The organism is Xanthovirga aplysinae (genome assembly GCF_009711365.1).
GTDB lineage: Bacteria > Bacteroidota > Bacteroidia > Cytophagales > Cyclobacteriaceae > Xanthovirga > Xanthovirga aplysinae.
Map to the genome: position 1 here is coordinate 1 of NZ_SMMB01001034.1, position 6,816 is coordinate 6,816.

Here is a 6,816-nt window from a genome sequence, read left to right on the forward strand (position 1 = left end):
TTTTAGGATTCCTTAATCCCCTAATGCATTAAATAAAAAACCAGCTCTTTTAGAATTTCACCTTCCTTCATTCCACCACTGTTTACACCTTTCGATTTTAAATCGGCTTGTTGCAAATAGTGAATATTTGAAATTACTTTGGATAAGGGGTATTTCCTTGCTGCTCCCAAATAATCCCGCGCAAAATATGGGCTTACCCCTATGGCTTTTGCTACAGCCTTTTCAGATTTATCTCTGGAATGATGAATCAAAAGAATCTTATTAAAATAGGAAAAGAGAACCGCAATAATTGGAATTAAGGGATTATCCTTAGGGTTAGCTTTAAAATAATGAATGATTTGATTGGCTTTATAGACATCTCCGACACCAATAGCTCGTTGCAATTCAAAAATATTATATTCCTTACTAATCCCAACAAACTTTTGGACGATATGCTCATCAATCATTACCTTGGGTTGAACATTGATCAACATTTTGCCCATCTCATTGGCCAACCTTTCCAAATCATTTCCAATATTATCCGCCAGCATCTGATTTGCTTTCTCGGTAATCTTATGGCCTTTTTCTTTTAAAAAATTGGCAATCCAAGATGGTATCTGATTATCATATAATTTTTTGGTATTAACCAGGATCGCAAATTTGTCGATGGTTTTAGCCAATGACTTCCGTCCATCCAGTGTCTTGTGTTTATGACAAAAAACTAAAATTGTCGAGGGTAATGGGTTCTTTACATAATCTTCCAGTATTTTATACCCGGATTCCCTGTTCAAATCCTGTATTTCCTGCGCCTCCTTTACAATCACCACCTGGCGTTCGGCCATCATGGGAAACCTTCTGGCATTGGTAATAACCGCATTCATTTCTACATCTTTCCCATAGATTACCATCTGGTTAAACCCTTTATCCGCTTCAGGTAAAGCATTATTTTCGATAAAAGAAGAAATTAAATCAATATAGTAGGTTTCTTCTCCCTGTAAAAAATAGACTGGAGCATATTGATTTTCTTGCAAAGCGTTTAATACCACCTCTGCTGACTGAGCCATAGTAAAAAATTTAGGAATTTCTGAGGTGCTAAGTTAAAGAATTCGCCATCAAATAGAAATTTGCATCAAGCCTTTTAGGGAAGGTAATACGGAAGTCTTTTTTCTTGCATGTGGACGCATACTGCATAAAATCTCATTTAGCATATCAATTGCTTCCAATATATGTGGACCTTTGTTTAACATAACACATTCTGCCCTTTGAGACATAGCAGCATCAGTAATTTCGGCCCTTGATGGTTGACCTTTTTGAGCCAACCTTTCTAACACCTGTGTTGCCCATATATCAGGGATATGAGCCGCCTCACATAGTAGCAAAATTTCCTCTTGAATTTCAGCCAAACGATTCCATCCACATTCTACAGCCAAATCACCTCTGGCGATCATTACACCCACTATCGGACTACGCATAGCTGTTAATAGAATTGCAGGTAGGTGGCGGAAACCATCCATCGTTTCAATTTTCAAGCAAATTGGAAAATCGGTTTTTCCCAGATTTTTCAGTGTGGTTTGAAGGTCATATACGTCCTGGGGGCCATTCACAAAAGACATATTTACCACATCGGCATGTTCAATAATAAAAGCCAGATCTTTTTTATCCTTTTCCGTTAAGCCATTTAATCGCAAATGGCTGTCTGGAAAATTTATTCCTTTATCTGACCTTAAGCGGCTGCCATTGGTTTTAGCCAAGGTAATTCTAATAAGAAGATGCTCATCATTCACTTTTTCAACTATTCCCCCAATTTTACCGTCATCAATCAGCACTCTCTCCCCTACTTTTACGTGGGTATAAATCACTTCAGAAGGGCAGGAAATGCGCGCCAATCGAAACAAACGACCGGAAGAATCATATTCTGCAGGTCCCCCTTCAGCCTCAAACTTACTTAACTCCAACAAATCTCCAGCAAATAAGAATATTGATTGCTCTTTCCAAGGCAACTCACCTATTCTACCCACTTTTTCATTCTTTTCACCTCTAAAAATTTCCAAATTTTCCTGAACGAAAGTCTTTCTGTCTAAAAAAGCAACATAACCTTCTTCACCCTCATTATCGACCACTAACTTTCTAAATTTTCCCCTTACATCCATAAAATGTAGTATATCCCCAGTATTCAATCTTGCATTCTTTTCTGGTAAAAAAGGAAGTTTTATAACATCCCCTTGACGAGATTCACCAAACTCACTGCTTAAAAGTACTTTAATAGGGATTTTACCTTGTTGCTTTCTATCTTTTTTTGGAGAAAGTTTAAACGACTGCCTTCTTCTTGTAATGGGGCCTGTTCGTAGTTTCGGCCCCGCAAGATCAATGAACACGGTTACCTTTCGGTTACATTGCTTCTCAGCTTCTCTTATGTTTCTTATCATCTTTTCCCAAACCGCCTGATCATCATGAGCACAATTTATTCGTGCCACATCCATTCCAGAACTAATAAGCTGGACTGCAAAATCTCTATTCCATGCCACTTCAGTAGGAATTGTTACCATTATTCGAGCACGGCGTTCTTCTTGTGGGTTTCCTAACAATGAAAGAGTATGACCATTCAATAACTCCGCACCCTCTTCATAGCTTATAAAATCAAGAGGCTCATCCACAACAGGCTTCTTGTTTCTGATAAGAGAAAGGGTATGATCAAGACGAATAAGATTGGCCATTACATGCTTTTCCACCTGACCTAAACGAGAAACTCCAAGAGCACGTAATCCTTCTTGAAGACTCGAAAGGTCCACTTTTCTTAAAGCCAGGTAGTGAATTAAATTAATGGCACTCTTTCGAAAATTGGAATTAATCAAATCAATTTGTGGCCAAAAATCAGACTCCAATTCTCTTACATCGTTAATTATTTGTTCTACCTCTTCATGAATACGGTCAATATCGGGATAAAAAGTGCTCATTCTTTATCTTTCCCCTTATTATAAAACGTTTCCTTAAAAAAAATAATCCTAAAAAAATTGAGCAGCTTTCTATTACTATGTTGTATTTTAGGGGATCACTAATAATGAAAGATAAATAAATAATTAATCATTCGTGATGATTTGTGAATAATGAATACATACCATCTTATTTAATTATAATTTTTCATCACTTTCAAGTGGAATTCAACAACATGTAGATAAAAAAGAAATTAGATGACAGTTAAAAAGATCATTTCCCTATTTTCTTTACAAATACTTCTATTTACCTTGGTTTTGGCGCAAAATAATTCAATAAAAATTGCCAAACTACAGTATAATGGTGGTGGAGATTGGTATTCGAACAAAACCGCTCTTCCCAATTTGATTTCCTTTTGCAACCAAAATCTAAATATGAATCTTGCCCTGGAAGAGGAAGTAGTTTCCGTAGGTAGTCAAGAGTTATTTCTTTATCCATTTGTTTATCTCACAGGACATGGCAATGTGGTCTTTTCCGACCAAGAAGCAGAAAACCTAAGAAAATACCTCATTGCTGGTGGCTTTTTGCATATTGACGATAATTATGGACTGGATCAATTCATTCGTTTGGAAATGAAAAAAGTATTTCCTGAACTTGAGTTTGTTGAATTACCATTTGACCATCCCATATACCACCAAAAATTTAAATTCGAAAAGGGCCTACCCAAGGTGCACGAACATGACGGAAAAGCCCCCCAAGGTTTTGGATTAATTTATAAAGGAAGGCTGGTTTGTTTTTACTCCTATGAGTCGGATTTAGGTAACGGATGGGAAGACCAGAAAATCTATAATGATCCAGAGCCTATTCGTCAGCAAGCTTTAAAAATGGGAGCTAATATTTTGAGCTTTGCTTTTATTGGTGGGGATTAATTTATTCTTAAGAGAGAAATCTTTTCTTTTCCTGAGAATTAATACTTTTTAAAAGAACTTTTAACTAGATATTTAGTTTTACAACTAATTATTTGGTAAACCAACATTATTGCCATAAATTCCCTTATAGAAAATTATCCGGTGTACTAATGAAAGAACTAACTAGAGCAGAAGATCAAGTAATGCAGATTCTCTGGGAATTAGAAAAAGGTTTTGTAAAGGACATAATTGCCAAAATGCCTGCACCTAAACCTGCCTACAATACCGTCTCTACGATTATTCGTATTTTGGAGAAAAAAGGCTTTGTTGGACATAAGGCTTATGGCAAAACTCATGAATATTTCCCCCTTGTTCCAAAAGATCAATATAGAAGTTTTTTTCTTAAAAATTTCATGGGAAGCTATTTTGGAGGAAGTTTTGAAAGGCTTGTATCATTTTTTGCAAAAGACAACAATTTGGACATTCAAGAAATTGACCAAATTATGAGTCATATTAAAGGTGGATTAGAAAAAACCAAAGATAATAATGATGGTTAATTTCCTACTCACCTCCACCCTATGTTTACTTGTTTTTTTTATTTTTTACTTTCTGGGGCTAAGAAAAGAACAAACTTTTAATTTCAATAGAATATACCTTCTAGGAAGCATTTTTTTCAGCCTTATTCTTCCATTTATTCATATTCCAATATATCCCGCCCAACTCGGATTCGAAAAAGAAACAGAATACCTGGTCATTTTAAATCAGGTAAGCATCTCTGATAACTCCTCCCTCTCTTTTTTATACGGTTGGCCCAATTTCCTGCTTTTCATCTATGGTGTAGGTTTTCTTTATTTCGGCTTTAAAAACCTCACCCCATACTACCAACTTATAACCTTTATAAGACGAAGAAAAGGATTAGATAAAGGAGATTATACTATAATTCAAACGGACGGAAATTATCCTACATGTGCATTTTTCAATTATGTAATGTGGAATAATACCGCTAAAATAACACCGGAAGAAGCCAGGGAAATAGTAGAACATGAACTCGTCCATATTAAAGAAAAACATAGCTATGACATTCTTATCCTTCAACTTTTAAATGTCATCTTTTGGTTTAATCCCATTTTTAGATTCTATCAAAATGCACTGGAAGAGACCCATGAATACTTAGCAGACCTGAGAGTAATAAAGAAGTTTCCACCTGAGAACTATATAAATTTACTAGCACGGCAAATTATTCAGCAAATGGAAGTGAGAGCAGTTAATCATTTTCAAAAATCCAAAACCTTAAAACGGATTAAGATGATTAAAACAAAAAAAGCATCAAACTTGGGGTGGAATCATGTATTAACAATTTCCTTGACCTTTTCAGCTATTCTAATCGTCTCTTGTGAAGTACAGCAACTTCAAGGAGATGAACCCTCTCAAACTAACCTTAAAATCACTAAACCATCTACAATCACAGATGAAATCTTTACGATGGTTGAGCAACAGCCCCAACCTAAAATCGGATTAACTAATTTTTATAAAAAAATTTCCGAGAGCCTAAATTACCCTGAAAAAGCCCTTTCCAATAGGATTGAAGGGAGAGTATTTCTACAATTCGTTGTCAGTGAAGATGGAACCGTTGGCCAAATAAAAAGTCTAAAGGGTATCGGCTATGGTTGTGATGAAGAGGCCGTAAAAGTTTTAAAAAAGGTAAGTAAAGAAGTTAAATGGGAGCCAGGCCATCAAAAAGGACAAGCAGTAAAAGTAAAGATGGTTTTACCAATTATTTTCAAACTATAAAAGACTTCAAAATAAGAAAGGGTGAAAAAATATCTATCTCTAAAAATTTTCATTCTTTAGTTTTCACTCGACGTCAAATTAGGAAGCACAACATTGAAAGTACTGCCTACCCCCTCCTCTGAAGTTAACATAATTTTCCCTCCCAATTTCAATATCATTTCCTTAACGACATACAGTCCCAAACCTGATCCAGTGGATAGCTCGCTCCCCCTAAAAAACATATCAAATACCTTTCTCTGCAAGTTTTCAGGAATTCCCATACCATTATCCTCAAACTTTATCAGGCACTTTTCTTTATAAGATTGAATTGAAATTCGAACATAAGGATGATCTTTCCCCAAATCACCATATAATATTGCATTAGTTATCAAATTCGAAAAGATCACTTTAAGACGGTAAGGATCCGAATAAAAAGAAGACTGTATATCCATCTCCTTTCTTAAGGTTATTTTTTCCCCCTTTGGAATGACCTTTAGTTTTTCAAAAGTATCCCTTATTATCTCTGGAAAATTAATTTCTTCGACCTCAATTGCTATTCGGGTATTGCGGGAAAAATCTAAAACTGCCCCAACATAATTCTTCAAAGCCATCACACTATTTTCCATTTTCCGAACATAGAGCAACGCTTTGGGAATCTTCAAGTCATATTTCATGATATTAAGCAATCCCAAAACTGAAGAAATAGGAGCATTAATGTCATGTGAAATACTATAAACAAACTTATCTAATTCCTGATTAATCTTTTGAAGGTCTACATTTTTCGCCCTTAATTGGCGCTCAATCTCTTTCTGATAGGAAATATCTTGAAGAACCCCCATAACCTTATAGACCTCCTTTTTTAGATTAAAAAGAGGCTTTGCCCTAAAAATAAGGTGCTTTAACCCCGAAGGTGTTCGATACTTAATCACAACATTCTTAGGTTGAATCCCTTTCCTTAAGCTTTTAAAAAACCGAAAATATTTTTCCCTTGAATCTGGATGAACTAAATCTATTTTACTACCAAACCGAAAAGAACTTTGGTCTAATTTAAAGCCTAAAAATTCTTTCAATTCCTCAGATATCTCCACAGAATTACTTTGAGGGAAATAGGTCCAAGCATATAATTGAGCCATTTTTCCTGCCTCTTGAAGTCTAGTCTTATAATCTGTAATTTTCTCCAAAACCTTTTGCTTTTCTTTTACCTCTACAGATAAATTATGGGTTTGTA

At 35.4% G+C, this 6,816-nt stretch carries 6 protein-coding genes; 3 read left to right on the forward strand and 3 right to left on the reverse strand.

From position 1 onward, the window contains the following. Positions 1–20: 20 nt before the first annotated feature. Positions 21–1,043, reverse strand: coding sequence for a DNA polymerase III subunit delta (gene holA / locus E1171_RS10960; RefSeq protein WP_155206050.1), 1,023 nt, complete (start codon positions 1,041–1,043; stop codon positions 21–23). 48 nt (positions 1,044–1,091) lie between these two features. Continuing rightward, positions 1,092–2,933, reverse strand: coding sequence for a pyruvate kinase (locus tag E1171_RS10965; RefSeq protein WP_155206051.1), 1,842 nt, complete (start codon positions 2,931–2,933; stop codon positions 1,092–1,094). Between the two features lie 234 nt (positions 2,934–3,167). Here E1171_RS10965 and E1171_RS10970 point away from each other — a divergent pair, with 234 nt between their 5' ends. The 3 genes from E1171_RS10970 to E1171_RS10980 all read left to right on the forward strand — a co-directional run bounded on the left by E1171_RS10970 (position 3,168) and on the right by E1171_RS10980 (position 5,609). After that, entirely contained in the window at positions 3,168–3,839 is a 672-nt protein-coding gene (locus E1171_RS10970; protein WP_155206052.1) for a DUF4159 domain-containing protein, read from the forward strand. A gap of 149 nt (positions 3,840–3,988) precedes the next feature. After that, a complete protein-coding gene (locus E1171_RS10975; protein ID WP_155206053.1) occupies positions 3,989–4,375 on the forward strand; it encodes a BlaI/MecI/CopY family transcriptional regulator in 387 nt (128 codons plus the stop codon). Continuing rightward, positions 4,365–5,609 (forward strand): M56 family metallopeptidase, encoded by a 1,245-nt coding sequence (locus tag E1171_RS10980; protein WP_155206054.1) that lies wholly within the window; start codon positions 4,365–4,367, stop codon positions 5,607–5,609. The genes E1171_RS10975 and E1171_RS10980 overlap by 11 nt, the downstream gene beginning before the upstream one ends. A 56-nt stretch (positions 5,610–5,665) precedes the next feature. Here the strand turns inward: E1171_RS10980 and E1171_RS10985 are convergent. Continuing rightward, positions 5,666–6,816, reverse strand: a 1,151-nt coding sequence (locus tag E1171_RS10985; protein ID WP_187696395.1) for a PAS domain-containing sensor histidine kinase, incomplete at its 5' end; no start/stop codon positions are given.

Bases quoted from the DNA above. Each gene is read 5' to 3' on its own strand.
- holA (WP_155206050.1), bottom strand. From the start codon at position 1,043: ATGGCTCAGTCAGCAGAGGTGGTATTAAACGCTTTGCAAGAAAATCAA.
- E1171_RS10965 (WP_155206051.1), bottom strand. From the start codon at position 2,933: ATGAGCACTTTTTATCCCGATATTGACCGTATTCATGAAGAGGTAGAA.
- E1171_RS10970 (WP_155206052.1), top strand. From the start codon at position 3,168: ATGACAGTTAAAAAGATCATTTCCCTATTTTCTTTACAAATACTTCTA.
- E1171_RS10975 (WP_155206053.1), top strand. From the start codon at position 3,989: ATGAAAGAACTAACTAGAGCAGAAGATCAAGTAATGCAGATTCTCTGG.
- E1171_RS10980 (WP_155206054.1), top strand. From the start codon at position 4,365: ATGATGGTTAATTTCCTACTCACCTCCACCCTATGTTTACTTGTTTTT.